Origin of the sequence: Pseudomonas sp. RC4D1, assembly GCF_018390395.1 — a bacterium.
Lineage (GTDB): Bacteria > Pseudomonadota > Gammaproteobacteria > Pseudomonadales > Pseudomonadaceae > Aquipseudomonas > Aquipseudomonas danubii.
The window spans coordinates 2,944,308-2,966,508 of record NZ_JAHBAW010000001.1 but is presented as its reverse complement, the minus strand read 5'-3'; the positions used below and the strand labels follow the sequence as shown (position 1 = coordinate 2,966,508).

30 protein-coding genes are annotated in these 22,201 nt (G+C 61.2%); 4 read left to right on the top strand and 26 right to left on the bottom strand.

Translation table 11 applies throughout. The annotated features are described in order from the left end of the window. From KHO49_RS13775 to KHO49_RS13695, 17 genes are read right to left on the bottom strand one after another with little or no spacing between them, the layout of a single operon-like run. The gene (locus tag KHO49_RS13775; protein ID WP_213665159.1) at positions 1-1,590 is read right to left on the bottom strand and encodes a phage tail-collar fiber domain-containing protein; all 1,590 of its coding nucleotides are present in this window, start codon (positions 1,588-1,590) and stop codon (positions 1-3) included. Between the two features lie 9 nt (positions 1,591-1,599). Continuing rightward, positions 1,600-2,124, bottom strand: coding sequence for a phage tail protein (locus KHO49_RS13770; protein ID WP_213665158.1), 525 nt, complete (start codon positions 2,122-2,124; stop codon positions 1,600-1,602). Further along, entirely contained in the window at positions 2,121-3,296 is a 1,176-nt protein-coding gene (locus tag KHO49_RS13765; RefSeq protein WP_213665157.1) for a baseplate J/gp47 family protein, read from the bottom strand. The genes KHO49_RS13770 and KHO49_RS13765 overlap by 4 nt, the downstream gene beginning before the upstream one ends. Further along, entirely contained in the window at positions 3,293-3,610 is a 318-nt protein-coding gene (locus tag KHO49_RS13760) for a DUF2590 family protein (RefSeq protein ID WP_213665156.1), read from the bottom strand. The genes KHO49_RS13765 and KHO49_RS13760 overlap by 4 nt, the downstream gene beginning before the upstream one ends. Next, positions 3,607-5,589: a phage tail tape measure protein gene (locus KHO49_RS13755; protein ID WP_213665155.1), complete on the bottom strand. Its 1,983-nt coding sequence runs from the start codon at positions 5,587-5,589 to the stop codon at positions 3,607-3,609. The genes KHO49_RS13760 and KHO49_RS13755 overlap by 4 nt, the downstream gene beginning before the upstream one ends. Before the next feature lie 6 nt (positions 5,590-5,595). After that, positions 5,596-5,736 (bottom strand): DUF6890 family protein, encoded by a 141-nt coding sequence (locus tag KHO49_RS13750; RefSeq protein WP_213665154.1) that lies wholly within the window; start codon positions 5,734-5,736, stop codon positions 5,596-5,598. 23 nt (positions 5,737-5,759) lie between these two features. Next, entirely contained in the window at positions 5,760-6,050 is a 291-nt protein-coding gene (locus tag KHO49_RS13745; RefSeq protein ID WP_213665153.1) for a putative phage tail assembly chaperone, read from the bottom strand. Further along, entirely contained in the window at positions 6,047-6,277 is a 231-nt protein-coding gene (locus KHO49_RS13740; RefSeq protein WP_232513214.1) for a hypothetical protein, read from the bottom strand. The genes KHO49_RS13745 and KHO49_RS13740 overlap by 4 nt, the downstream gene beginning before the upstream one ends. A gap of 22 nt (positions 6,278-6,299) precedes the next feature. Beyond that, a complete protein-coding gene (locus tag KHO49_RS13735; protein ID WP_213665151.1) occupies positions 6,300-6,662 on the bottom strand; it encodes a DUF1353 domain-containing protein in 363 nt (120 codons plus the stop codon). After that, the gene (locus KHO49_RS13730) at positions 6,652-6,867 is read right to left on the bottom strand and encodes a hypothetical protein (RefSeq protein ID WP_213665150.1); all 216 of its coding nucleotides are present in this window, start codon (positions 6,865-6,867) and stop codon (positions 6,652-6,654) included. Before KHO49_RS13730 ends, KHO49_RS13735 begins: the two co-directional genes overlap by 11 nt. A gap of 1 nt (position 6,868) precedes the next feature. After that, the gene (locus tag KHO49_RS13725) at positions 6,869-7,261 is read right to left on the bottom strand and encodes a D-Ala-D-Ala carboxypeptidase family metallohydrolase (RefSeq protein WP_213665149.1); all 393 of its coding nucleotides are present in this window, start codon (positions 7,259-7,261) and stop codon (positions 6,869-6,871) included. Further along, positions 7,258-7,470: a TraR/DksA family transcriptional regulator gene (locus tag KHO49_RS13720; RefSeq protein ID WP_213665148.1), complete on the bottom strand. Its 213-nt coding sequence runs from the start codon at positions 7,468-7,470 to the stop codon at positions 7,258-7,260. Before KHO49_RS13720 ends, KHO49_RS13725 begins: the two co-directional genes overlap by 4 nt. Beyond that, a complete protein-coding gene (locus tag KHO49_RS13715) occupies positions 7,470-7,919 on the bottom strand; it encodes a phage protein (protein ID WP_213665147.1) in 450 nt (149 codons plus the stop codon). The genes KHO49_RS13720 and KHO49_RS13715 overlap by 1 nt, the downstream gene beginning before the upstream one ends. A gap of 12 nt (positions 7,920-7,931) precedes the next feature. After that, positions 7,932-9,041: a DUF2586 domain-containing protein gene (locus KHO49_RS13710; RefSeq protein WP_213665146.1), complete on the bottom strand. Its 1,110-nt coding sequence runs from the start codon at positions 9,039-9,041 to the stop codon at positions 7,932-7,934. A gap of 11 nt (positions 9,042-9,052) precedes the next feature. Then, positions 9,053-9,733: a phage virion morphogenesis family protein gene (locus tag KHO49_RS13705; protein ID WP_213665145.1), complete on the bottom strand. Its 681-nt coding sequence runs from the start codon at positions 9,731-9,733 to the stop codon at positions 9,053-9,055. After that, positions 9,723-10,169, bottom strand: coding sequence for a phage tail protein (locus KHO49_RS13700; protein ID WP_213665144.1), 447 nt, complete (start codon positions 10,167-10,169; stop codon positions 9,723-9,725). The genes KHO49_RS13705 and KHO49_RS13700 overlap by 11 nt, the downstream gene beginning before the upstream one ends. Beyond that, positions 10,166-10,627, bottom strand: coding sequence for a head completion/stabilization protein (locus KHO49_RS13695; RefSeq protein WP_213665143.1), 462 nt, complete (start codon positions 10,625-10,627; stop codon positions 10,166-10,168). The genes KHO49_RS13700 and KHO49_RS13695 overlap by 4 nt, the downstream gene beginning before the upstream one ends. A gap of 35 nt (positions 10,628-10,662) precedes the next feature. On the opposite strand from KHO49_RS13695, the gene KHO49_RS13690 reads away from it, so the two are divergent. After that, complete coding sequence (locus tag KHO49_RS13690) at positions 10,663-10,974, top strand: hypothetical protein (protein WP_213665142.1); 312 nt, start codon at positions 10,663-10,665, stop codon at positions 10,972-10,974. A gap of 139 nt (positions 10,975-11,113) precedes the next feature. Here KHO49_RS13690 and gpM read toward each other — a convergent pair whose 3' ends face one another. From gpM to KHO49_RS13675, 3 genes are read right to left on the bottom strand one after another with little or no spacing between them, the layout of a single operon-like run. After that, positions 11,114-11,836 (bottom strand): phage terminase small subunit, encoded by a 723-nt coding sequence (gene gpM, locus KHO49_RS13685; protein ID WP_213665141.1) that lies wholly within the window; start codon positions 11,834-11,836, stop codon positions 11,114-11,116. Beyond that, entirely contained in the window at positions 11,836-12,855 is a 1,020-nt protein-coding gene (locus KHO49_RS13680; RefSeq protein WP_213665140.1) for a phage major capsid protein, P2 family, read from the bottom strand. Before KHO49_RS13680 ends, gpM begins: the two co-directional genes overlap by 1 nt. Then, positions 12,855-13,802, bottom strand: coding sequence for a GPO family capsid scaffolding protein (locus tag KHO49_RS13675; protein WP_213665139.1), 948 nt, complete (start codon positions 13,800-13,802; stop codon positions 12,855-12,857). The genes KHO49_RS13680 and KHO49_RS13675 overlap by 1 nt, the downstream gene beginning before the upstream one ends. Before the next feature lie 160 nt (positions 13,803-13,962). Between KHO49_RS13675 and KHO49_RS13670 the strand changes: the two genes are divergently transcribed. From KHO49_RS13670 to KHO49_RS13660, 3 genes are all read left to right on the top strand, one after another. Then, on the top strand, positions 13,963-16,020 hold the full coding sequence (locus KHO49_RS13670; RefSeq protein ID WP_213665138.1) for a terminase large subunit domain-containing protein: 2,058 nt from the start codon (positions 13,963-13,965) through the stop codon (positions 16,018-16,020). Then, positions 15,932-16,798, top strand: a complete 867-nt coding sequence (locus KHO49_RS13665; RefSeq protein WP_213665137.1) for a phage portal protein — start codon at positions 15,932-15,934, stop codon at positions 16,796-16,798. Before KHO49_RS13670 ends, KHO49_RS13665 begins: the two co-directional genes overlap by 89 nt. 78 nt (positions 16,799-16,876) lie before the next feature. Then, positions 16,877-17,134 (top strand): Ogr/Delta-like zinc finger protein, encoded by a 258-nt coding sequence (locus tag KHO49_RS13660; protein WP_213665136.1) that lies wholly within the window; start codon positions 16,877-16,879, stop codon positions 17,132-17,134. Here KHO49_RS13660 and KHO49_RS13655 read toward each other — a convergent pair. The 6 genes from KHO49_RS13655 to KHO49_RS13630 all read right to left on the bottom strand — a co-directional run bounded on the left by KHO49_RS13655 (position 17,107) and on the right by KHO49_RS13630 (position 22,201). Then, positions 17,107-17,316: a hypothetical protein gene (locus KHO49_RS13655; protein WP_213665135.1), complete on the bottom strand. Its 210-nt coding sequence runs from the start codon at positions 17,314-17,316 to the stop codon at positions 17,107-17,109. The genes KHO49_RS13660 and KHO49_RS13655 overlap by 28 nt on opposite strands. A gap of 355 nt (positions 17,317-17,671) precedes the next feature. Then, entirely contained in the window at positions 17,672-17,914 is a 243-nt protein-coding gene (locus KHO49_RS13650) for a hypothetical protein (RefSeq protein ID WP_213665134.1), read from the bottom strand. A 60-nt stretch (positions 17,915-17,974) separates the two neighbouring features. Further along, positions 17,975-18,226, bottom strand: a complete 252-nt coding sequence (locus KHO49_RS13645) for a hypothetical protein (RefSeq protein WP_213665133.1) — start codon at positions 18,224-18,226, stop codon at positions 17,975-17,977. 18 nt (positions 18,227-18,244) lie between these two features. Then, on the bottom strand, positions 18,245-18,637 hold the full coding sequence (locus tag KHO49_RS13640; protein WP_213665132.1) for a hypothetical protein: 393 nt from the start codon (positions 18,635-18,637) through the stop codon (positions 18,245-18,247). Continuing rightward, positions 18,630-19,511: a hypothetical protein gene (locus tag KHO49_RS13635; RefSeq protein ID WP_213665131.1), complete on the bottom strand. Its 882-nt coding sequence runs from the start codon at positions 19,509-19,511 to the stop codon at positions 18,630-18,632. Before KHO49_RS13635 ends, KHO49_RS13640 begins: the two co-directional genes overlap by 8 nt. After that, entirely contained in the window at positions 19,511-22,201 is a 2,691-nt protein-coding gene (locus KHO49_RS13630) for a toprim domain-containing protein (RefSeq protein WP_213665130.1), read from the bottom strand. Before KHO49_RS13630 ends, KHO49_RS13635 begins: the two co-directional genes overlap by 1 nt.

Here is a 22,201-nt window from a genome sequence, read left to right as displayed (position 1 = left end):
TCAGTATTTGATACAGGCGAGCAACGCGACGTTGCGCGGCCGGGTTTCGTTGCCGCCGGATGCGTCCACGGTCACCGCGTGGCTGTGCGCGGGTGCGCCTTGAATGGTTATGGCGTGGGAGTGCCCGCCGGCGGGGTTGGTGGTGTGGAGCGAGCCGCCGCCGTTGGCGGTGGTCACGTAGCCGCCGGGGCTGTTGTTCGAGCCCGCGGACTTTGTGAAGGTGTGGGTGTGTTCGCCCGCCCAGTCGCTGCTCGCACCGTGAGTGTGGTCCCCGGCAAGGTCAGTTCTCGCGGTGTGGGTGTGGAGCGCGTTTTGGCCGCCTTGAACCCCTCCCAGATCCCGGCCTGGGTCCAGGCCACGCCCATCGTCCCAACCTCGGATGAACTCGCCGCGCAGGTCCGGGATGTTGAACGTGTTAACCCAATCGCCGGCGCCGAAACGGGTGCCGATCGCCGCAAACAGTGCGGCATAGGTCACACGAGACACTGCCGCACCGTTGGCTTTAAGCCACCCGGCCGGGGCCATCTCTCGGGCAAACATGCTGACCTGGCCAACCAGGGGCACCATCACATCGGTCTTGGCGTTGTTCACGCACTTGGTCGTCGCTAGGACCTCGCTGCTGTTCGTGTTCGGGTCGTCGCTTTTGGCGTTGGGCAAGTTGCCCAGCCCCACGTCTTCCTTGGTGGTGGCCCGGGCGCGCAGCTTTTCGTAGTCACCCACTCGGGCGGCAAAGTGCCTCACCAGTGGCCCGTCGATTGGCTCCACAGTGCGGTTGTCCACAAGGGTCTTGTCAGCCAGCAACGTAGCGATCAGAAATAGGTAGCGGCGCACACCAGCGGCGTCGGTGTAATCGGACGTGCTCAGTGGGTTTTGAACGATGTTCCAACCGGCGATCACGTCGCCCATGTGGCGTTGTAGGGATACATCCAGCCAGAAGGTCGTCGGCACGGAAGGCAGTTCAAACTCCGCCATGCCCCTTTGTTCAATCCGGATTCCCTCAATGTAGGCAATACCTGGTGCAAGCTGCAGGCTTGTACCCACACGCTTTAATGACAGCGCAGAACCGAAGAAACAGGCGCGGCCGAAGACGTCCCGATTGGCCAGGCGCTCGCGCTCATCGATGCCAAACAGTCGGGCAGTGAAGTCGTGCTGCCAGGTGCTGGCGTCCACGGTGACGCCGGTCAGGGCCTTGGCGCCGTCGAACACCAGTAGGAAGTTGCGGGTGACGTTGTTGCCGACCTGCAGGGGCAACTGGTTCCGGCGTTTCTGCTGCATGGGCACATGGGCCACCATCAGCAGCACGCCATCGGCCGACTCCAGGCCAATCCAGTTCCAGTCAAAGTCCCCGATATCGCTGCCCAGCATCACGCTGTAGACGACCTGGTTGGGGTTTACGTAGCCGGCCTGGGTCACGTCGAAGGTGCCAACGATCTGTGCCGCCGGCGGTTTGCCGGCAGCACGATCGACAGGCTGTTCAGGGTCGAGCCCGGGCACATTGGCCAGGATGAAACGGGTGGCGGTGAGGATCTGCTGCGCACCTTGTTTTTGCGCAATCAGGTTTTCGCCCGCCAGGGTGATAGTGGCCCCCATGGGTATCTCCTACAGAGAGGCAACCAGCGTTTGCTGGTCGTCGTTGAAATCAAGTACAGCGACCTGCAGCGTCACCGATGTCACGCTTTCGAAGTCGTAGCGCCGGCAGGTCCGGCCGTACTGCTGCACCAGGACGCGCAGCAGGTCTGCATTGACTGACAGCTGGGAGTCGGAAAGCCGCAGCAGGACCACGTCCCAGTCGCGCCCGGGTTGGCGTTCCTCGATCTCGATATAGCCAACCCCGAGGCGCTGCAGGATGCGTTTCATACCGGCGGTGCTGCCGGCGTCCACGGCGTTGATAAAGGCGTATTTCACCCGGAGCCGGAAAAGGCTCTCGGGCTCACCGACAAAGCGCGTCACGTCGCGTTGCCAGGCCCACAGCTCCAGGACGCGCAGGTGGCAGGTGTCGGGGTCGAGCTGGTCATAGGGCCACATCAGCCAGCCGCTGGCGGTTTCCCACCAGCGCTGGGCAGCGGCCATCAGCTTGGAAAGCTCGGTGCCGGCGAGCCAGAAAGGCAGCTTGAGCTTGATCATTCCACCGACACCTGCAGGGTTCTGATTCGAGGGATGTTAAGGCCGCTGATCAGGTCAACCCGGGCAGAGAAGCGCAGCGACTCGACGTCAACGAATTGGTGATGCAGTTCCTCAGTCAGCCGACTGAAACTGAACCGCGACTGTGGATAAGTCAGGGTCGGCTTGTAGTCGCGGGACGTGCTTTCACGGAAGGCAGCACGCACGAACAAATCGATCTCTTTCTGCAGCTCCGCCAAGCGTTCGGCGCTGGTGTTGGCTCTGGCCACGACCACGAGCGAAAAGCTGACCTCCTTTTCAGGCATGGCCATCGCCACCAGGTCGTCGCCATGGCCATGGTTGCCCTGGTCGCGGATATGAGCGTTGATCTGGTCTAGGTACGAGGCCGCCGGCACACCAGCTTCAAACAGCACGTAGGCATTGGCGCTACCCGGTCCACGCGGGGCGCCATGCTCGAAATAGACACCGTCCGGCCGCACACCTGGAAAGGTCGAGATCATGGCTCGATAGACCGCGTCGGTGTGCCACTGGTTGACCGCCGAGAACTGGTTGCGGACCCGCAGACGCAACTGATCGTCGGGCTCTGGATCTGCACCTGGTGATTCCAGCCAGCTCTCGGTGTTGATCACCTGGACGATGCCAGCAATGGGTTCCGGCAGGATGGCGTAGTAACCCGGGGCCAGGTTGTAACCGCTGCCGGTGGCTTCCGCCTCGATCGGCACGCTCATCTGCAGCTGGCCATCGGCGAAGGCCACGGCCTCGGTGGTGCGCAGTTGGTAGACGTGGCCATTGATCGGTGGCGACTGCACCAGGAGACCCACCGGCAGCTCCAGGGTGCCGGCGGTATTGGCTCGGGTGAACAGGATTTTGCCCTTGGCCCTGGTGGCGCCCTTGCGCTCGACGTTCACGGCCCAGGCCAGCATATCCAACCACTTGCCGCCGGCGGTCTTCACAAAGAAGTTCGGCAGGACCGACTGGACGACGAAGTCCAGCAGCCACAGCACCGGTTTGGTCACCAGGGCGGTGACTACGCGCCAGAACGGCGAGTAAGCCCCGGTATTGCTCAGTTTGGCGCCCTGGGCGGCCACCTCCTTCTCCCAGGCCTGGCGCAGGCCGGCCTCGGTGGTCGGAATGCCGGCATCACTCAGCGCCTGCTTGAAATCCACGTCGCTCACAGGGTCACCTCTATGTCACCGAATTTCAGGGTTTTGGCCGTGACCAGGTACTGGCCCGGCTGCAGCTGGGTGATCTGTGCCGTACCGGGCACCAGGCGTTCGTCGGCCTCCACCAGCAGCTCCAGCCGCTGGATGCAGTCGCGTTGCTTCAGGCGGTCACGCTCGGCCACCAGGGTCACCAGCAGGCCGCTGTCGCGGATCATGTGAGCGATGTCCTGGGCGATGCTGGCCCGATCGGCGATCAGCAGCGGCTGACGGGACGGGTCCAGTACCAGGTCGTTGTCGACGATCCAAAGGTCTATGTATTCGCTCATCCGGACACCGCCATGCCCATCATGTTTTCCAGTTCCAACGGGGTCATGGCCTTGCCGGTGTGGATGTTCACGTTCTCCACATGGGTTCCTTTGTTCTGGTTGCTGGTGTTCTGAATGCTGGTCAGCAGGCCGCCAGGCGGCACCGCGTTCGGCCGCGTGGGAGCAATCGAGGGGATGGCCGCGCTGATGGTCTGTTGCGCCTTCTGCGCGGCGCTGGCGACGTCGGCGGCAGTGGTGGCCTGCTCGACGCCGGGGATCTGCGGCATGTTGCCCAGGCGGGCCTCGATGTTCACGCCGGGGATCTTGTTGATCATCTCGATCAAGCTGTTGATGGCCTTGTAGAACACGCCCACGATCGCGTCCCAGGCGCCCTTGGCCATACCGGACCAGCCGCCCATGGAGTCGAACCAGGCCGACAGCGCCTGCAGCTTCTCCAGCACCCACTTGAAGGCCTCGGTGTTCATCAGGGCGCCGGTCCATTCGTCCCAGTAGTAGACGGCAGCGATCACGATCGCGACCAGGGCGGCAATGCCCATCACCACTACGCCAATCGGGTTTGCGGTCAACGCCACGTTGACCAGCCAGATCACGCCCTGCCACAGCATCATGGCCACACGGATGATGCCCATGGTGGTATAGAGCACCATCAGGCCCGCCACGTAGACAGCGATCACCGCAGCCTGCAGGAGGAACCCGGCGATGGTGCGCAGGTTGATCAGTTGAACCACTTTCCAGATGGTCACGATGGCCAGCCAGGCCGAGCGGCAGGCACCGACCGTGAACGTCAGCAAGGACATGGTCGCGATAATGGCCAGCACGCCCAGGGTGGTGAGCCCGATCACGCGGGTGATGTTCGGGAACAGTTGAGTCCAGCGGGTCAGCTTGCCGGCAATGCCGGTGAGCTTGGCCATGAGCGGGGTTAGGATCGGGATCAACGCCTGGCCGAAGGCGATCCGCAACGCCTCGACAGCGGCCGCGAACTGCTGCCAGGGATCGACCATGGCCTGGGCCATCTTCTCGGCATCCTCAAGCCCGCGGACTTTGCCCAGCTTATCCAGGCCCTGGCGCAGTCGATCGGTGTCCTTGGCCAGTGCGCCGATCACCTGGGCACCTTCGCCGCCGAAGGCCTCCAACAGCTTGGTGCCGGCCGAGGCGCTGGTTAAGTCGCCCAGCTTGCCCTGCAGCTTTTCCATGACCTGCAGCATGGGCAGCACACGGCCCTGCTGGTCGGTGAACTTGAGCCCGAGCTTGTCCGACGCGGCGCCGATGTTCTCGAAAAATGCCTTGTACCGGCCGCCGGCATCGCCGCCTTCCATGGTGCTGCTCAGCGAACCGATCACCGCGAACTGCTCGGCAATGTCCACGCCGCCGGCGGTGGCGATCGCTCCCACCTCCTTGAACGCGTCCTTGAGCTGAGCGCCATCTGTGCGAAACAGCTGCACCGCCAGGGCGGTCTGGCCGCCCAGCTTCTCGACCCACTCCGCCTTGCCCATGGCGTCGGCCTGGCCCTTGAACAGGTTGTACATGGTGCCCACGTAGGCGCCCATGGTGTCGGCGTCCGATTTGGTGGCCTTGGCCAACATATTGCTGGTGTTGGTAAAGGTCGCCAGCTGGCTGCCGGACAGGCCCTTAATGGCGCCCTCGATGCTGTACGCCGAGGCGACAAAGTCCCGGGCGTTCTCGCCGTAGGCCACGGAGAACTCCAAGGCCTTTTGGTTGAGTGAGGTCAGCGCATCTTCAGCTACGCCAAGGGAACGAACCTCGCCCAGGGCACGGTTCATCTCCAGGGCGGGCTGCAGCGACTGGTTGATCCCGATGAAGGCGCCAGTGATCCCGCCCAGGCCCATGGCCATGGTCTTGTTGTTCTTCTCGGTTTGCTCGGCAAGGTCCGAAAAGCCCATTTTCACCTTGCCCAGGGGCGCAGTGATCTTGTCGGTCAGGGCCAGGATGAAGTCCAGGCGGGCGGCGCGGTCAGCCATGCTCAGTTATCCGTTCAACGCATGGGCAATGCCGTTGGCCACGGCAATCTCCATGCGTCTCCAGTGCTCGTTCTCAAGCCACTGCGCAGTCCCCATGTTCTCGACCGTGGGTTCAGCGCCAGGCAGCCAGCGGTTGGTGAGGGCCATCAGCTGGCCCAGGCCGTCCTCGGTCAGGCGGTCAGCGTGTTCGAGGGCTTTTTTACGAGGATTTCAACGTCTGGGGCGTACTCCTCCAGGAGCGCGCCGGCGATCTGCATGGTCAACACCGGGTTGGCCAGCAGCTCGCGCAGCCCTGCCCGCTGCTCCTGGTTGACGGTGGTGCTCAGCAGGTTGAACGACGGCGCCACCTTGTTGGTCGCGGTCAAGGCGTTGAAGTACTTGGTCACGTCCTGGGGCGACAGGCTGAAGCTGAATTCCTTGTCGCCGACTTCCAGGGTGATCTCGCGGCTATTGATGCTCATGGGGTGCGTATCCTTTGGCTAAGGGTTGAAAAGTGGGTGTCCAGTTGGGCGCGCAGGCTGCTTTCCAGCTTGTCCATGGCGCGCTCGATGTCGTTGTGTTGCGGGTAGTTCTTGGCGATCTCCACGCGCAGCTCCAGGTGCTCGCGTCGGGCCTCACTGACCTGGCGAAACAGGAAGGCCTGGAAGCCGATCACGGCGGTCAACAGCAGTTCAGGCAACAAGGCCATCAGTCTCTCCAGAATTTCCATGTCAGGCGCTCCAGGTGCCACGGCCGCCGATCCGGACGGCCTGGTACATCAGCCAGGCCAAGGCGGTGTTCATGCCTTCTTCACGCAGGGCGTCGTAGAAGATCCGATCGGCCTCGGCCTTGGTGAATCGGTGGGTTTCGTGGGTGTAGATCCGGTCATGCACCACTGACGGCCGGCGCGCCGCCGGCGTCTGCGGGTCCACGATGCGCCGGGCCAGGTGTGGCACGCTGGCCAGGTCCGACAGGTAGCCCACCGGGACGTTGATCAAGCGGCCGTCCTTGGTGCGGTACTGCAGCACCCGGATCACCTCCCAGCGCGTGTGCCCTGGGCGGTGTCGCAGCTCCAGGTCACTTTCAAAGGGCATCGGCGGCGCACTCCACGCGGACCCGGTTCGGCGCGGTGTCCTGGGCGATCTGCTCGCGCAGCAGCACCCGGGCCGGCATCGGCGCTTTGCAGTAGGTGGCCACCAGGGTGGAAGCGCTGCGCGCAACCACGGCGCGTGAATCGCTCAGCGCACACCCGACTAGGACAACGGCGCCGAAAGCGGCACAAATCAGCAGGCGGTTCATGTCAGTAACTCCACAGTGCAGGGCTCGGGAGGCGTCCGCCGATCGGAGCCAGGCCCAGGTGCAAGAAACGGCTGTTGCCCTTCTGGCTCACGCCGATTCGGGTAAAGCCCAGGCCCAGGGCGAGCTGCAGCAGCTTCAGCGCGTCAGGGCCGCGCACAGCCACATCGACGGCCAGCCCCATGTTGTGCTCGCCCGGTTCGGCCTTCCTGGCTTCCTCGGGGTGCCGGCGGCAGCGGTAGCCACTGCTCAGGGCCATGGGCTTGGCGTACTGGTTACGCAGCTGCTGCAGGCGATCCATGAACTCGGGCTGCATCTCGCTGCCGTCGCTGTTGCACTTGCCGCACTTGCAGCGCAGCTCCTTGGCCGAGAAGTTCGGCCAGCGGTTGGTGGTCATCGGCGTTGTTCTCGCTCAAAGATGGATTGGCAGGGTGTGCAGCGGGTCTTGCCGCCCAGAGCCCGGCGGTCCTCCGGAATGGGTTCGTCACAGTCCTGGCAGTGGGTGCGGCTCGGCCCGGTCGGTTGCAGCGTGGCGAGATGGGCGGCGATCGCTTGTTCCCGCAGACGCAGCTCCAGCGCCTGGGCGCGATCGAACGGGCAGACCATCAGCGCAGGCCCTCGATCTCGGCAGCGGCCAGATACGGCACGCCGTTGACGCGAATGAAGTCCGGACTGGTGACGTCGAACGGCACCTTGTGTTTGGTCTTCTCGCCGCCCTTTGGGTCAACACTGAGCAAGCTGGACACCTTCAACTTGCAGCCGAAGGCCTCGATGCGCAGTTCTTCCTGGCCCGCCTGGGCGAAAAACACCACGTCGAAGGGCTCCAGCTGGCGAAAGCTGCCGGCAGTGCGGGCGGCCTCGATCAGCAGGTTGAAGTTGTTGCTGTCGAACTCGAATTCACCGCTGGCCGCCACATCGCCATCGACGTGGCCATCAGGCACGCCTCGGGACTGCGCGACGGCGGTGTTGTCGGTGATATCCAGGGTGCAGCTCTCGACGTGTGCCTGGAGATCCCCCAGGGCAATGTCGAAGTTCTTGCCGCCAATACGGGACATGGGGGGTTACTCCTAATCGTCGTTGGAAAGGTCCAGGGCGATGTTCGCCGTGAGGTCTTTCGGGCAGTTGAGGGGCTTGATCTTCAGGAACAGCTCCACGCGGGTTTTGGTCTTCCAGACCAGGACCACGTCGCCGTCCTTGGGCGATTCGATCTCACCGGGGAACACTTGGCCGGCAAAGGTGGTGGACTTGGCCATGGCGCGCAGGGGCTTCATGAAGGCGCTGACAGCGGCGGCCATGCTCGCCGGCGAGTTGTTGAGGCGCCGATCGGCGACCCGGCGAATCAGCAGCGGCCGGACCTGGCGGGCGGCTTTGTCGGCCAGGCGCAGGTACTCGATCACCTGGTAGTCGCTCGCCGGCGCGTCCAGCATGTTGCCGTCGCCCCAGTACACGCCCGGGTAGTCCGGGTAGGTCTGCGGCACTGAGTAACGGGCCTTGTCCAGCTCGGCCAGGATGGCGCTCGGCAGTGGGATGCCCTCCTTGTCCTGGGGCGTCTCGCCCAGGCCCATCAGGGCGCCAGTGGCCACACGCATGGGGCTATCGGCGATGCTCACCGCCGCGTTGGCCAAGCGGCCGGCCAGCACGCCCAGGTCATTGCCATGCAGCTGCGGAACGATCAGGACACGCGGGGCCAGTAAGTCCTTGGTCAGCGCCTTGCGCTCGCCCAGGTAGTCGTTCCAGGTCTGCTGGACGGTGGGGCCGACTGCAGCAGCCATCACGAACAACCGGCGCCCGTAGGTGTTGGCGATCGCTTCGGCCGCGTCATGCATGGCCGACAGTTCGGCGGCGGTGGCCACAGGCTTGGTGATCACCACGCATTCGACAGAGAAGCCTTGCTGCTGGGCCTTTTCCAGGGCGGCGGTCCAGTCGCCGTCTGCAGCGATCGGCGCAGCCACACAGGCCCAGCGATCGCCACCGTTCTGGCGTGCGGCGGTGATCTGGGTTTTCAGATCGTTGGGGGGAATGCCCAACTGCGCGTCCAGGTCGCTGTCGGTGTTCAGGGGGATCAACTGGCCGACGTTCTTTGCGCCGGGGCCAATGATCAGGAAATAGCGCTCGATCTCGGTCACGGCACCCTGGCCGAGGTTGAGGTTATGAACGCTGACTTTGCCGAGTGCCATGCTGTGCCTCGTTAGCGGGGAGAGTTGAGGATTTGTTGCAGCACCTGGTTCACCAGCAGGCTGGTGTCCCGTTCGCTGCTGACGCCCAGGAACTGGCGCTTAGGCAGGGTGATTTCCCAGCTCTGGGCACCAGTGCTTTCGGCTTTTTCGTCGGAAAGAATGCGGATCAGCAGGCCCGCCTGGGCGTACCCGACGTGCTCCTGAATCCAGGTCACGGGCGGCCGGGACAGGCCCTTTTTGCCCGCCTTACGAACCTTGAAGCCCAACCGGCGCAGGCGCTTGGCCTGCTTGTCAGTCGATGCCAGACCTTCCGGGACTTTGTTCCAGCGGCGCATTTGCGCGGCGGTGCGGCGCTCCGATGCGCCGTTGTGCTGCTGGGCGGCCACCCAACTGGTGAGCCCGTTGCGCCAGCCCAGGCGGGCTTCATCCGGGCTCACCCGGGTCACCTGCAGCAGCTTGCCCAGGCCGGCCTCCATCTTCTTTTTACCCTTCTCGGGGTTGCGCCGAGGGGCAAATGGCGAGCCGTCCAGGTTCTGCTGTTCGCGAATGCGCTTGCGGGACATGGTCCGCACGCGCTTGGAAACGTTGTTCAGCAGCCGCCGGCGCAGCTGCGGCGGCAGACTGAGCAATGCCAACTGCTCGCGCACGCCCAGGTAGCCCCGGGCGTCCAGTTCGAAGGTGCTACGCGCCATGGCTGCGGACCTCGCCCTGTTCTGCAGTCCACAGCTCAAAGTCCACCAGGCCCCACTTCTTGCCGAAAGCGTCGATAGAACCGTTAGGGTCTTCAGCCAAGTGCTGGGGCTCGATGAACTCCAGGGTCAGCTCCAAGTCGGCCAGGTCAGGGGTGATCTGATCGACCGCAAACGTCGGCGCCGGCAGATCGTCGTCCCGGTCGGGATCGTTGGATTCCAGCCAGCCACCCAGCAAGGCCATAAGTAGCGCAGGGTTATCAGCGAATCGATCGATCACGATCACCGCGCGGTAACGCATATCGCCCATATGCAGACCCTGGATGCCTGGCTTCCAGATCAGATCCAGGTTGACCTGCTCGGCCCAGCTATCGATCTGCTCGGGCAGCACCAGATTGAGGCTGATCAGATATCTGGTCAGAGCGCGCAGCTTGTTCATAGCAAGGCCGCCGTGATGCGGCCACGGCCCTGCAGGGCGCGCACGGCCTGCTGGCTGAAAGCGAGGAAGGTTTCCGCCCGCTCCGGGGCTTCCTTGCCGGTGTTCTCGGCGCTTTCGCGGCGGGTCACCGTGGCGAACTGGGGCAATGCCTGGGCCTTGGCGCGGTTGTACACAGCGCGCTTGTAGAGCTTGGCCTTGAAGGCTCGCTCAGGCAGCAGCAGAGGGTCCGCGGTTTCCACGTTGGTGATGCCGACGGCTTGCCAGCGGGCCTTGCACTTGGCCAGGTCGTCGTTCACCTCGACCATGGCCATTGTCAGGGTGTCGGTCAGCAGCTCCACCAGGTACTCCGCCGGCAGGCGCTGTTCCTTCTGGAACTCCGACAGCGAAAGGTCCGGCCAAAAGCCGTCGTTCTCGATCGTCAGGTCCACAAAAGTGGTGGGTTTCCCGGAAAAGCTCATACACTCACCTGAATATCAACAAGGCGAGAGAGAACATGACGGGTAGCTTGGATAGGCCGAAACGCAGCCTTAGTTCTACACTCAATGACCGTCTTCAACAGATAGAAAAAGGTCGCAAGGTTCGGCAGAAAAAGCTGGATGATGCCCACGCAACGAGCTTGGAGAACTTGGCGGAATTGCTCGAAAGCTCTCCAACTGCAATTGCTGAAAAGGCAAAATTTCTTGATCAGTACGTTCGTACACTGCGCCACAACATCCAACGCGAAGGAGGAGAACTTAAAATCACCGTTACTTTTCCGGAGGGAGAGAGAAGTAATGAGGAAGTTTTGGAGAGCTTCTTGCGCTGAATTCATGGCTATCGCCTCTCAAAGCCTCGTATTCCCTGAATGCGAGGCTTTTTAATAGGGCGGGAAACACCGTTTCAACGGGGCGAGCCATAAATGGCTGACTCGTCTCACGGGTTCCCGCTGGGGGGGTAGTCGTTGGTTACTGGGCGCCGGTGGCGGCCTCTTGCTTGCGCAGGGCCTTGCGGCAGTTCTCGATCCGGGTGTCCACGCCGACCTTGGAATACAGCTGTTGGGCTCGCTCCAGGTGCTGCAGGGCGGTGGCCCACTCCTTGGCCTCCTGGGCGCGGATGCCGATCAACTTGTGGAACTTGGCCGGGATCTGCTCCGTCAGCTGCCATTCGCCATCCACGCGGGGCAGCAGATCGGACAGATAGGGCTCAGGGCTGCGGTTGGCCTTGTACTCGTCGTAGGCCCATTCACAGACCGCGTCCGCGACAAAGGTCTGGATGTCCCGGCGCTTGAAGCGCTCGGGCATCTGCTGGCCCTGGGCGATCGCGATATCTGCCAGCTCCAGGCCGTCCTCGAACTGGGCGGTATCGAACAGCCAGACGATCACCTGGACCAGCACGCGATTGGCAAAGACCTGGTCGGACTCGATGTAGCGCTGGACGTACTCCTGGTATTTGGGCAGCAGCTCGCGGCGTTTGAGATCCTGGCGGGTGGCCAGGCCCTGAATCGCGCTCAGGCGCTCCAGGTCCTGCTCCAGGGCCGCTTCCATCAGCGCCAGGTGCTTGCGGGCGTTCGCTGGGCTGCTCAGGGCCTCGGCGGGCGAATAGTGCAAGGCTGCGGCGGCTGTAGTGTTCACCACTGCCGCCACGCCTTCGGCGAGGATGCGCCGCTTGTGCTCCAGGGCCAGGCTCATTACACGAGCCCCACAGAGTCGGATTCCAAACTGGCGAACTTGCCGAGCTGTTCGATCACATAGCCTTCGTTTCGCCCGTTGTAGTCCTCGACGCGGGAGCGCTTCGGGTTCTCCAACAAGTGGCGGCGCCAGCTGGTGTCCTGGAAGTAAATAGACAGGTTGTCCCAGGAGGTGACCACGATGCCTTTGGACGGGAAGAACGGAATCAGGAAAGACGGCAGGCCGCCATAGGTGGCGATCACCTGGGCATCTTCAATGCGTTCTTTCTCGGTCGGGGTCTGGCCCTGGGCCGCGTACAGCTTGCCCTTGTCGTGGGCCAGCAGGTCCGAACCGATGATGGCCACCAGGTCGCCCTCGTCACGGTAGACCGGATCGATCATCTGCTTGACGTCATGCACCGCCGAGTCGAGGTTGGCGTAGTCGCCGCCCTTGCCCAGCATGATTTTCTTGGCAGGGTCGCCGGTGGAAAGCATCTGTTCCGGGATCTGCTCGCGGGCGATCTGCAGCCAGCCTTTGTTCACGTCCTGGAGCATCGGGTACTTGGCCAGATCCGTCTGCTGGGCTGCGGTGATGCCATGCCAACCCGTTAGGATGCGGTCCAGTGCGATCCGCTTCTGGACCGCCGCCAGGTAGCGCTGTGCAAAGTCGGGGAACTTCGACCAGGCGTCGATGGTGGCGAACTTCAAGGCAACGTCCGTTTCAGTGTGAAACAGCTCGTACATGTTGTTCTTGAGGTCCAGAAGGCTGCGCGGCTCGCGATCCTTCTTGTCGGTGTCGGTGCGGCTGGTGGCCGGCCCGTTCAGGCCCAGCAGTACCTTTTCGCCCTTGATTTCACTGACAGGCACGACGTTGATTCGGCCGAGGAAGTCCACGCGCTCGGTGATCTGGTCGTTCAGTTCCTGGGCGTGGGTTGGCTCAACGGCGAAGGTACGCGCGGTGTCGCCAATGTTGTAGGCCTCGGCCAGGTCTGCCTGGAGCTGCAGGTACTCCGCTGCAGCGCGTTGAGAGAGGGCACCCATTAGCGCAGGCCCTTGCTGCGTTGCTTACCAGTGGCGCCGGTGGTGCGTGGCACCTGACGTCGATTGGCCGGGGTGTTGAACATCTTGGTCATGGTCTGTTCCAGCTCGGCCATGCGAGTGCTCAGCTCCTTGATGTTCTTGCCGCCGTTCTTCTTGAACTCGCCGCGCTCTTCGTCGGCCTGGTCCACCACGTCCTGGACAGCAGTGCCCACGGCATCGACCTGTTCCTGGGTGTCGCTGGTGTCCACGTCTTCCACGACGGGCTCCAGCACCGCCTGCAGGCCGGCCAGCAGAATCACGAATTGTTCATAAAGCGCCTTGAGCGCCTTGGCAGTTGCTTCATCCATCGGTTTGTTCTCGTCAGGTGAGGGGGTGTCGGGGTTGGTGATGTCGGCGAAGCGCTTGCAAAGGCCGCCCAGGGCGGAAAAGAAGCGGCGGATCTCGCCGTGTTGCTGGCCGCCTTCGCGCAGCGAGCCCAGGGCCATGGCGTTGCCGTAGTAGGAGGTCCGGGCGTAGCGGTGCCCCTTGCGGGCGCTCCGGGAGAAATACAGCTCCTGGGTGCCCAGGCTGGCCGGCGAGTCGGTGACGGCCAGGCCGGTGAGGTAGTAGCGACCGGAGTTGGCAAAGTTCGGCGTGATCTCCACGCTGGTGAACAGCTTTTCGCCCTGGTCGTTCAACTGCAGCAGCTTGTCGTTGGGTTTGAGCTGCGCTTCCAGGGCCACCTGGCCAGGCTCCAGTTCGGGGTCGTCTTCTACGAGACGCAAGGCATAGACAGTGCCGTGGGAGCCCGGCCAGCGTTCGTGTTCGCTCCAGATCACCGCCGTATAAACCGACAGCTTGTAGCTGTCCGCGCAGTCGCGCAGCTCCTGAACTGTGATCTCGCGGTTATCAGCGGTCGGGCCGCTGACAGCTACGCGCTTCCAGAACGAAACAAGGGATCGGGGCATGGGTGAAGCGCTCGGTGGTGGTCGTTGAGAGCCACCTTAGGCAGCCGATCGGCTCCGGCCAATCGCTTTACTTCCGGCCTTCTCCTATTTCGTGAAGATAGGAGAAACAAGGTTTTTTAGCGGGCGTTTCGCCGATGATCGCCGCATAGACTGCGGCCCCATGTACTACTCGACCGAAGTTAAAGAAGCCGCCAAACGCCTGTTTCTACGCCGCTGCAAGGCGAAGGAAATTCAGGCACAGCTCAACCTGCCCAACATCCGGATCGTCTATTACTGGATCCGCCAGGGCGGGTGGGAAGACATGCTGTCGGATGAAGAACCGCTGACCGCCGTCAGCCGGCGAATCACCCTGCTCCTGGAGAAGGCCACCAGCCTGACAAAGGACGACCTCAACGAGCTGGACCGGCTGACCACCATCCGGGAACGCCTGCAGAAGCAAGCCGCGAAGCCCTCGCCGGCGCCCCCGCTCGGCGACAACCAGGACGAGCCCCAGGAACCCCGCCAGCGATCGCGTGGCGACCGTTCCGGCCGTGGTGAGGGTGGCGGCAAGAAGCGGGAGAAAAAGGCCAAGAACGACGTGAGCGACCTCACGGAAGTGGACTTCCTGGATAAGTTCATCTCCAAGATGTACGGCTACCAGAAAGAGTTGTTCGCGGCCAAACAGAATCCGCTGACGATGCGGATCCGGAACGTCCTCAAAAGCCGCCAGGTGGGCCTGACCTACTACTTCGCCGGCGAGGCGTTCATGGATGCGGTTCTGTCCGGGGATAACCAAGTCTTTCTGTCTGCCAGCCGCGCCCAGTCTGAGATATTCCGCAGCTACATCATCGCCTTTGCTCAAGAGTGGTTCGGCCTGGAGCTGACCGGCAACCCCATAGTCCTCAGCAAAAACGGCAAGCCTTGGGCCGAGCTGCGTTTTCTCAGTACAAACGGGGCGACCGCCCAGGGCTATCACGGCCACGTGTATGTCGATGAATATTTCTGGATCCGCGATTTCGAGAAGCTGAACAACACCGCCAGTGCCATGGGTACCCACTTCAAATGGCGCAAAACCTATTTCTCGACGCCCAGCGCGGTGTCGCATCAGGCTTATCCGTTCTGGACCGGTGAGAAATTCCGCAACGGCAAACACAAGGACGCCAAGAAACCATGGCCCAGTGACGACCAGATCGCAGCGGGCGCGCTATGCCCAGATGGGCATTGGCGCAAGATCATCACCATCCTGGATGCGCTCGCCGGCGGCTGCGATTTGTTCAACCTGGAGCAGCTGCAGCTGGAGTATGACGAGGACAAATTCCAGCAGCTGTTCATGTGCAAATTCATCGACAGCACGCAGAGCGCGTTTTCCCTCAAAGACCTGGAGCGCTGCTATTCCGACATGACGCTGTGGGACGACTACGATCCCGAAGCGGACCGCCCCTATGGCAGCAGCCCGGTATGGATCGGCTACGACCCAAGCCGCACCCGCGACGACGCCACTTGCGTGGTCATCGCACCACCGCTGGAGCCCGGGGCCAAGTTCCGGATCTTGGAGAAGCACAGTTGGCGGGGCCAGTCCTTCAAGTACCAGGCCGAGCAGGTCAAGAAACTTACCGAGCGCTTCAACGTGCAGCACATCGGCATCGACACCACCGGCATCGGCTACGGCGTGTTTGACCTGGTGCGCGACTTCTACCCCCGGGCCGTCTCGATCCACTACAGCCTGGAGACGAAAAACCTCCTGGTGCTCAAGGCCCAGGACACGATCCAGGGCAGCCGCATCGAATGGGACGCCGGTTGGACTGACATTGCCCAGGCCTTCCTCACGATCAAGCGCGGCACCACTGGCAGCGGTCAGGTGACCTACAGCGCATCTCGCACCGACGCCACCGGGCACGCCGACGTTGCCTGGGCGGTCATGCACGCGCTCTACAACGAACCTTTGAACACCAACAGGCGGCGCCGTAGCCGCTATCTAACGAGCGGAACACATGGCCAGACCACGCAAAAAGAACCAGCCCACTCAACAACGAACCCAACAGCCCACGCGCATGTTCACGTTCGGAGAGCCGGAACAGGTACTGACCGCCAATATCGGGGAATACCTGGGCGTGTTCCCAACAGACGACGGGCGACTGTACAAGCCGCCGGTGTCGCGCGCCGGCCTGGCCAAGCTGCTGCGGGCCAATGCGCACCACGGCGCTATTCCGAAGTTCAAGCGAAACCTGTTGCTGCGTGAGTTCATCCCGTCAGCGGGCTGCAGCACACACACCATGGGGTGCGCTGCCCTGGATTACATGGTGTTCGGGGAGGCGTACTTCCTGGTCCACTTCAACTTCGCGGACCAGGCCCTGGAGCTTGAGCACTTGCCCGCCATAAACATGCGGGTACGGGTAGACGGCGGCTTTGTGATGCTGCTGCCGAACGGGCATCAGGAGGAGTTCGACCAGGACGAGATTATCCAGATCAAAGATTACGACGTAGAACAGAACATTTACGGGATTCCGGACTACTTGGGCGGCCTGCAGGCGCTGCTGCTCAATGAGGCCGCGACCTTGTTCCGCCGGCGCTACTACAGCAATGGCGCCCATGCCGGTTACATCTTCTACACCAACGACCCGAACCTGTCGGAGGAAGACGAGGACGATCTACGCGCACAGATCAGCGCAAGCAAAGGCGTGGGCAACTTCCGTTCAATGTTCGTGAACATCCCCGGTGGCCAGGAGAACGCAATCAAGATTATCCCGGTCGGCGACTTTCAGGCCCGGGACGAACTGGAGAAGGTCAAGAACATCACCAGGAACGACATCATCGCCGCCTGGCGGATGAACCCGGCGCTGGCGGGGATCATTCCGGAAAACAGCGGTGGTTTCGGGGATATCGAGAAGATCGACAGGGTTTATACCAGCAACGAGATTAGGCCGATCTGCCAGCTGTTCAACCAGCTCAACGACCGATTGAGGGAGGACCGGCGTATAGCCTGGAAGGACACCCCGGCTAGCGCCCAAACCACTTGATACAGCGTACTTATCTCCCTGAAAACACTACATCTTGTGGCAAAATAGTACCCAAATAGGGCCCTTGGGGAGGGTTGCATGCGAGTCATTTGTAAGTGCGGACATAAAGGGCGGATAGGGCACAGTGAGGCGCTATCGCCGGACTTCAGGAAGCTCTATTGTCAGTGTCTGGACGTGCACTGTGGTCATTCCTGGGTCGCGCATTTGACCTTCTCGCACACGTTGAGCCCGTCAGCGAAGTCGGTTGACTCCTTATTGTTTGACCGACTCCGCGAACTACCTAAGGCGCAGCAGCGCTTGCTATTTGATCAGCTGGGCGCCTTGTCGGCATCGTAGTCGCCTAACTTGGCAACCGCGCTTTCAATTCGACCTATGGCTGCAATGCCGACTTCTAGCAGGCCAGCACGGCTTTCTTCGCTCAGTGAGACGCCTGCACATGAGATCTCAACAATCATGTGCATGACTGCGGCCGCACCCTGCAGCTCGCCGCGAAGCTCCGTAATGTTCAGGTTTTTCATTTACTACTCCTTGAATGAGGTTGCCTGAATTGGCGGGGCGGGAGTTTGAGTAGCGGGTAGCAATACGCCATCGGCGAAAAGTGCAAGGGGCAGCCTTAGCCGCCCCTTGCCCTGTAAAGCTCTCGCCCGTGGCCCTATCTATACGGGCTGTGCTTCTCGTAACTGGAAGGCGTAAACCCCCTGTCCCTGATCATGCGAAACCTGCTCCAACAGGTCCGGATTACGATCTAGCTTTGCCGCTACGCGTTTGGCAGCACGTAGAGGACTCTCTGCACAACTCGCGGTGGTGCCCATGCCCTTTGCCCTGGCAAGGTAGGCCCCAGTGGATTGACGAACGATGATGATCATAGGGGCCTCAGTTCAAAGTCAGATTGATCACAGGCCGCGCCAGAAGCTGGGCCAGCAAGGTGGTATCGCTGTCAGACAAAGCGCCCAGGCGCTTGGCATGAGCTGCTAGGACTTCCAGCTGGCACCTGGCACCTGGTGTTTTTTGCACCTGGTACTCAATTAATGCCTGGCCAACCATTACCAGGGCCAACTGACGATCGGGGGCTGTGGTAGCCTTTACCGCGCTACCGCTTGGATGTATCGCATGCATGTGTTGCTCCTTTGCTGGTGGTTGGTGTCGGGGAGCTGCAACTCCTCGACACCGTCTCTATCACGCCTGCCGCAAATGGCTGGCGGTGAATACCGGGCGCTGCTCACAGCGCACTTCAAATACCCCCAAGTCTTGGCCGTCTACGTCCAGCAGGTGAACGACGGTGATCTGAGTCGGGGTTTCTTCTGGATGATCTTGCCAATGCCCAATGGCAGCGAGTTCAGCCAACTCTTCAACTGTGCAGAGATCCACGTAGAAGTTGGGTAACTGCAGAGAACCGTTCAAGGCATTGGCGCTGTAACGAATCTTCATTCCTCCTCGATCTCCTATTCAGGCCACACGCACTTTGGAGCCGTGCTGAAGCACGTAAAGCTCCACGTCTTCCATCCGATACCTGCCACCAACACCGCCCTTCACCACATACCCGTCGGGGCACGGTTCCAACTTGATTGGGAACGGGTGCGGCCAACCGCAGGACTTACCGAACTCGATTTGGGAGTGGTATCTGCTGCCCTCTTTGATACCGGCGTAAAGCTGTTGGCCGATCACCTGCGCACCTGCCGCCTCTGCCAGGAATGCCTCAAAGATCAGTTGGACGGTGGAGTGCGTGAAGCGCTCACCATCGTTCTGCAGCAGATCAAGATTGATGCGGCCGCGGGCAAAGTCTCGAAACGCTTCAAGGCGCCGATGGCGTATCAGCTCGTCCTGTTCGGTTTTATCCATGGTGCTGCTCCAGGTTGTTGTTCAGAAAGAGTTGTTCAAGCTCGCTCCAGTCGCTGGGGCACTCGCAGGCCCTGTTGGTAAAGGGGAAGGACGCCAGCAATCCCACCAGCACCTGGAATACTTCAGTGCCCAGGTCTGCAGCTGTCAGTTGTCCGAAGTGCAAACCCACTTCGCCCTGGAGCCAGTCGGCGCGCTTCGGGTTGGCCATGCAGGCCATGGTCAGCAGGAGCGCACGGCGCGGGGCGTCCAGGGAATGCAGGCGCTTGAGAAGCGGCGATAACCCCACCCCTGCAATGCTCAGCTCTCTCATGGTGGTGATCACGGGGACCGAGGACGACAGGCCGACCAGCTCGACGGCCTTTTGCCAGCAATGGGCAAAGTCCAGGGATTGGGCAGACATTTCGGCGCGAGCTGGGGCATTGAGAGCGGTCATTTTCGGTTCTCCAATGTTGAAAACATGCTCAGAGCTGTGAACGTCCCGGAACAACCGGAACAGCGAACCATCGGATACCTGGACACCGCGCCGTTCGTGGCCTCCAGCGACAGGGCAGTGTTCCAGCTCTACCGGAACGTTTCGGAACACAACGTTGAGGAAAACAGCTGAAAGCCCCGTGGAATGCTGCCTGTAGCCCTGTTCTGGATGTGCCACCGGTTGGAACAGCGGCGGAACCTGCCGGAACATATTTGTTCCAGAGCGATCCGGTTTGTACCAGTAAGGACGGAACACAAAATGCTGATTAACCATCTGAAATAATTGAATATTTTTTATATCTAATTGAATGTTCCAGATATTCCGGACCGTTCTAGCTTCTGCACAGGCCATGCCCTTTTCACTCGACAGGACACCCCTCGCACTGCAGGCCATACGTTTCATCAGGCGTTCCCCCGCTTCTTGAAAATCCAGCACCAGATAGAACGCTTCTCCAGTGGCGACCGGACTTTACGAGTCTCAATGAAGGTGTGAGTGGTGCTTTGGGGCAGCGCCCGACGCAGCATTGCCTCTGAGATCACCTCCTGGCCGGCCTGACGGCACGTCTGCTGGAAGTGCTGGATGTTGATGGCGATCAACTGCCGATCGTTGCTGTGGTTCAGGGTTTCGTGAGTTTCCTCTCGTGTTCCGTCTGAATCAGTGATCGTCACCACCCGCTCGTTCAGGTAGTGATAGATCTGCCAGAACTGGGCAGCGGTTGGGTGCTCCGATCGGCAACGTTGTTGCCTGGCAATCGCTCGCGCCTCCAGGTGGCCAGCCAAGCTTTCGGTGTCTCTGTCGGTCCAACTGGGGAACAGCGCCTGGGTCGCGTAGGCGGCAGCAAGCACTTGGGCGTGACACAGAACTATCCGTGCCTCGGTCAGGGCACTGATGGACTGCAGGCGCTGCTCGTAACGTGTGAACGCTTCGAAGTAGCGCTCCAGCCACTGCTTTTCAAATGCCAAGACACGACGTAGATAGCCGCCCAGCTCTTTGGCCTTCATGGATTTCAACCTGTCGGCCATTGGCTTGAGTGCCAGCGAGTGGTGATCCTTGGTGCAGTGCAAGTGCACGATCCGTGAAAGGATGGCCTCGGACCCATCCACGCTCTCGTTCTGAGAGATGGCCAAGGCGCCGCGCCAGATGCTGATCCGTGTTTCATTGCCCGTCGTCTTGGCGCCGGTCACACGCAGAGGGGCGTGATAATCGAACATCGGCTTAACTTCGTCCCAGGCAAATTGCACGGTGACTGTGCGGCCCTGGGCGTCGTTGTAAGTACGGTCTGACTCGATTAGGACCACCGGTAGATTGCTGACCTCGGAAAAGGCGCGTGATAGGCCCACGGCGCTTGCACCGGTGCCACTGGGCTTGATGCCCTCCATATTGTCGCGGCCGATCAGGCGCCATAGGAAACGCAGCAGTGTTGACTTACCCGCCCCTGGCTCGCCCGTCAGTTCCAGGAAGGGAAACGACGCCTGCTGGCTGCCGATCTGCTGGACGAATAGCGAGGCTGTCCACCAGGACAATGCGGCCAGACCATTGAGGCTGTGAACCGCCAGAAAGTCGGGGAACCAATAACCATCGAAATCAGTACCGCGTTCGAACTTGGTGTTCACCAGGGCGGTCTTCACACCCGCCCCCTTGACCTCGATAAAGCCGTGGCTGTTTACCGGTAGCTCTCTGCCCTCATGAAAGCCGAACTGGGGATAGCAGTAGGTACCGGAGTCCTCGTCGTAGCCAATAAAAGGAAGGCTGCGCACAGTACGTACTGGCCGCTTTACATCGTTCAGCCATTTGGCCTTGAGCATGGCGAGTTCTCGAGCGCCGCCCTCAAAGTTTCCTCCGGGTGTGAAGTCGAGCATGGCCCGGACAAACCCCCTGGGCTCAGCAATTGCGCTCGATGGCAGCGGTGCCTGGACGCTCCGGCTCTGGTCGGGAAACTGGAAGTCGAAGTAATAGCGCTGCTCGCCGGTGATGATGTCCTTCTCCAAGTAGTCCAGGCTGGGGATGCAGTTGGAGATCTGCGCGATCTTCACATGCCGTGCGAAGATCTCGCGGTTGCCGTCCACCTTGTCTTCGCCTAGGTCTTTGCTCAGGTCACCCTGGTTTACGCGGGCCGAATAGAGCTGGTTTCGGAACTCCAGTAGGTAAAAGCCAGCAGGACGCCGCAGGTACAACAAGTAGGCGAGCTTGTTTGTGTTCTCAGCGGTAAACAGTTGGCCGCGATAGCAAGCATCCTCCATGAATTTATTGTTCAGTTCGCCATCCCGGTACACGTCATCCCAGTCACGCTGGCCAGCGAGCGCTACCCAGCCAATCTCCCCCATACCGCGCAGCATTTTGAGGTACTTGGGGATGTATTTATGGCCGGCCTTGTCATCATCCAGGCCAATGACCCACGTCACCGATTGCTCCTTGTGGGCTTCGACAATCTCCCAAGGAAAGTTCACGCAGCTGATGGATGCAACGGCCTTGTATCCAGCCAGGTGTAAAGCGATGGCGTGGAAGATCCCTTCTACAACATAGACCCGATCGCCCTTTGCGATGGCCTGACCAGGTGGCGCCCAGCCGTTGTTTTGGTAGGTCATCTTGTACTTGATGCCTGCCTTCTTGCCTTTGTTTGCCGCAACCATGCGTTCGTCGATGATTCGTTCCCAGTAACCGTCGCCGAGCGGAAAACGTACAGTGTCAGCCCAGTCGCCGGACTCCATCTTCCGGCGGCCCTGGGTGTACCAGCCGGACAGCTTGGCAACGTCGAAGCCGCGGTTGCGCTGCAGGTAAGCGTCAGCTGTAGCGTTAGGGCTCGTTTCTGTGGCCGGGAAACGCTCGCTCAGGCTTTCGAACAGCTCGCTATAACGATCACGGGTGTTCTGTTCGAACTGACATTTGATGTCGCGGCTGCACTTGAGGCGATATGGCATTGCTCTACTGATGAAGAGCTCTTGTCGGCCACACTTGGGGCAGGTGCCCTTCTGCAGGTACTTGTCGCCAATGTCCTTGAAGTCCAGTTCTCTATCGTTCTCCAAGGCTCTGATGACATCGAGCTGATAGATCTCGTCGAACTGGGCCTGGGTGATGCGTGTTCTTACGTTCAT

Excerpts from the sequence above, each read along its gene's own strand:
- KHO49_RS13705 (WP_213665145.1), bottom strand. The coding sequence starts at position 9,733 with ATGGCGCGTAGCACCTTCGAACTGGACGCCCGGGGCTACCTGGGCGTG.
- KHO49_RS13770 (WP_213665158.1), bottom strand. The coding sequence starts at position 2,124 with ATGATCAAGCTCAAGCTGCCTTTCTGGCTCGCCGGCACCGAGCTTTCC.
- KHO49_RS13660 (WP_213665136.1), top strand. The coding sequence starts at position 16,877 with ATGCGAGTCATTTGTAAGTGCGGACATAAAGGGCGGATAGGGCACAGT.
- KHO49_RS13745 (WP_213665153.1), bottom strand. The coding sequence starts at position 6,050 with ATGAGCATCAATAGCCGCGAGATCACCCTGGAAGTCGGCGACAAGGAA.
- KHO49_RS13690 (WP_213665142.1), top strand. The coding sequence starts at position 10,663 with ATGACGGGTAGCTTGGATAGGCCGAAACGCAGCCTTAGTTCTACACTC.
- KHO49_RS13680 (WP_213665140.1), bottom strand. The coding sequence starts at position 12,855 with ATGGGTGCCCTCTCTCAACGCGCTGCAGCGGAGTACCTGCAGCTCCAG.
- KHO49_RS13695 (WP_213665143.1), bottom strand. The coding sequence starts at position 10,627 with ATGAGCTTTTCCGGGAAACCCACCACTTTTGTGGACCTGACGATCGAG.
- KHO49_RS13650 (WP_213665134.1), bottom strand. The coding sequence starts at position 17,914 with ATGCATGCGATACATCCAAGCGGTAGCGCGGTAAAGGCTACCACAGCC.
- KHO49_RS13730 (WP_213665150.1), bottom strand. The coding sequence starts at position 6,867 with ATGAACCGCCTGCTGATTTGTGCCGCTTTCGGCGCCGTTGTCCTAGTC.
- KHO49_RS13735 (WP_213665151.1), bottom strand. The coding sequence starts at position 6,662 with ATGCCCTTTGAAAGTGACCTGGAGCTGCGACACCGCCCAGGGCACACG.
- KHO49_RS13635 (WP_213665131.1), bottom strand. The coding sequence starts at position 19,511 with ATGAAACGTATGGCCTGCAGTGCGAGGGGTGTCCTGTCGAGTGAAAAG.
- KHO49_RS13740 (WP_232513214.1), bottom strand. The coding sequence starts at position 6,277 with ATGGCCTTGTTGCCTGAACTGCTGTTGACCGCCGTGATCGGCTTCCAG.
- KHO49_RS13645 (WP_213665133.1), bottom strand. The coding sequence starts at position 18,226 with ATGAAGATTCGTTACAGCGCCAATGCCTTGAACGGTTCTCTGCAGTTA.
- KHO49_RS13760 (WP_213665156.1), bottom strand. The coding sequence starts at position 3,610 with ATGAGCGAATACATAGACCTTTGGATCGTCGACAACGACCTGGTACTG.
- KHO49_RS13715 (WP_213665147.1), bottom strand. The coding sequence starts at position 7,919 with ATGTCCCGTATTGGCGGCAAGAACTTCGACATTGCCCTGGGGGATCTC.
- KHO49_RS13630 (WP_213665130.1), bottom strand. The coding sequence starts at position 22,201 with ATGAACGTAAGAACACGCATCACCCAGGCCCAGTTCGACGAGATCTAT.
- KHO49_RS13725 (WP_213665149.1), bottom strand. The coding sequence starts at position 7,261 with ATGACCACCAACCGCTGGCCGAACTTCTCGGCCAAGGAGCTGCGCTGC.
- KHO49_RS13675 (WP_213665139.1), bottom strand. The coding sequence starts at position 13,802 with ATGCCCCGATCCCTTGTTTCGTTCTGGAAGCGCGTAGCTGTCAGCGGC.
- gpM (WP_213665141.1), bottom strand. The coding sequence starts at position 11,836 with ATGAGCCTGGCCCTGGAGCACAAGCGGCGCATCCTCGCCGAAGGCGTG.
- KHO49_RS13640 (WP_213665132.1), bottom strand. The coding sequence starts at position 18,637 with ATGGATAAAACCGAACAGGACGAGCTGATACGCCATCGGCGCCTTGAA.
- KHO49_RS13700 (WP_213665144.1), bottom strand. The coding sequence starts at position 10,169 with ATGAACAAGCTGCGCGCTCTGACCAGATATCTGATCAGCCTCAATCTG.
- KHO49_RS13710 (WP_213665146.1), bottom strand. The coding sequence starts at position 9,041 with ATGGCACTCGGCAAAGTCAGCGTTCATAACCTCAACCTCGGCCAGGGT.
- KHO49_RS13655 (WP_213665135.1), bottom strand. The coding sequence starts at position 17,316 with ATGAAAAACCTGAACATTACGGAGCTTCGCGGCGAGCTGCAGGGTGCG.
- KHO49_RS13755 (WP_213665155.1), bottom strand. The coding sequence starts at position 5,589 with ATGGCTGACCGCGCCGCCCGCCTGGACTTCATCCTGGCCCTGACCGAC.
- KHO49_RS13750 (WP_213665154.1), bottom strand. The coding sequence starts at position 5,736 with ATGGCCCTCACCAACCGCTGGCTGCCTGGCGCTGAACCCACGGTCGAG.
- KHO49_RS13720 (WP_213665148.1), bottom strand. The coding sequence starts at position 7,470 with ATGGTCTGCCCGTTCGATCGCGCCCAGGCGCTGGAGCTGCGTCTGCGG.
- KHO49_RS13670 (WP_213665138.1), top strand. The coding sequence starts at position 13,963 with ATGTACTACTCGACCGAAGTTAAAGAAGCCGCCAAACGCCTGTTTCTA.
- KHO49_RS13775 (WP_213665159.1), bottom strand. The coding sequence starts at position 1,590 with ATGGGGGCCACTATCACCCTGGCGGGCGAAAACCTGATTGCGCAAAAA.